Here is a 252-nt window from a genome sequence, read left to right as displayed (position 1 = left end):
GGTACTACGACAAGGTGGTCGAGCTCGCGTCGCGCCGACCGGCCGAGAAGATCGACGGTCCCGTGCTCGACGTGCTGCGGCTCGGCGTCCACCAGCTGCTCAGCCTGCGCACCGCCGCGCACGCGGTCATCGACGAGTCGGTGCAGCTCGTGCGGATCGCGCGCAAGGCATCGGCCGCCGGCTTCGTGAACGGGGTGCTGCGCACCGTCGCCCGCGACGACGCCGACACCTGGCGCGAGCGGTCCCTGGCCG

General features: G+C 73.0%; 1 protein-coding gene. It reads left to right on the top strand.

The annotated features are described in order from the left end of the window. Nucleotides 1-14: 14 nt before the first annotated feature. Nucleotides 15-252, top strand: a 238-nt coding sequence (locus FJ658_RS15490) for a transcription antitermination protein NusB (RefSeq protein ID WP_255447768.1), incomplete at its 3' end; no start/stop codon positions are given.

This window comes from Schumannella sp. 10F1B-5-1, from assembly GCF_006517535.1.
Classification (GTDB): Bacteria; Actinomycetota; Actinomycetes; order Actinomycetales; family Microbacteriaceae; genus Schumannella.
Note: the sequence above shows the minus strand (reverse complement) of the source record. Positions and strands in the feature narration are given on the sequence as shown.